The organism is Photorhabdus cinerea (assembly GCF_011189575.1).
Lineage (GTDB): Bacteria > Pseudomonadota > Gammaproteobacteria > Enterobacterales > Enterobacteriaceae > Photorhabdus > Photorhabdus cinerea.
Genome location: NZ_PUJW01000122.1, coordinates 1 through 819, shown reverse-complemented (window position 1 = coordinate 819; position 819 = coordinate 1). Strand labels below are relative to the sequence as shown.

Here is an 819-nt window from a genome sequence, read left to right as displayed (position 1 = left end):
CGAACCTGTTCACACAGAAATGCCGCCCGCAGAAATACCATTAACGGATTTCTCAGGTTCGCTTTCTGTAAGGCTCTGCGTTTAGAAATAGAGGCGCGTGTGAATGCGCTAGATAATAAAAAGCCCCAGATAACTGAGGCTCATTGATTAGATATTCTTTATTTTGCGGATAACTTCACAAGATCTATAAAATCTTGGCATAGTTCTAACTTGTGCCCGTGATCGTCTACAAAGTTATAATTCTTAAAGTGTTCTAATATTTTCTTGGGACTTTTCCCGCATATAGGAGATTTAGAACGTGAATCGAGTTCCTGTTTCATCTTCAAACCTTCGTTCTGTTGGTTATGACCAAGCTACGAAAACATTGGAAATAGCTTTCCATAGTAGCGGAGTGTATCAATACTATAATGTTCCTTCTAATGTGTACCAAGGATTGATGAGCGCCCCATCCAAAGGAAAATACTTCCATCAGTACATCAAAGAAGTTTATAGATATAGCAAAGTAGGTTGATTAATTAAGCGAGGTTATGCCTCGCTTTCTGACTTTTACTGACACTGAGTTTTGATATCTTCGTATATTAAATAATATAATAAAACTAATGTACTACCCCTAACCAAAGGCTCTTAAATGAGAGAATATAAATTTTTTCACGCAGATAGAGGCGGTCATCTCAACGAGGGTGCGATTATCACTGAATATGTAAGACAAAATGTGCCTGATTTTGCAAAAAGACTAAGCAGACTCAGCTCATTTTTTGCTGCTCTTAGCATTGATGATGCACTTTTATTTGCAAAAGAAATCATCCCGCGTCCTGATCA

General features: G+C 37.7%; 2 protein-coding genes. Both read left to right on the top strand.

The window, feature by feature from the left end; translation table 11 throughout:
* Positions 1-298: 298 nt before the first annotated feature.
* Positions 299-511, top strand: coding sequence for a KTSC domain-containing protein (locus C5469_RS22900; protein ID WP_072008848.1), 213 nt, complete (start codon positions 299-301; stop codon positions 509-511).
* Between the two features lie 117 nt (positions 512-628).
* The coding region (locus tag C5469_RS22895; RefSeq protein ID WP_166311002.1) for a hypothetical protein at positions 629-819 on the top strand (191 nt) is incomplete at its 3' end.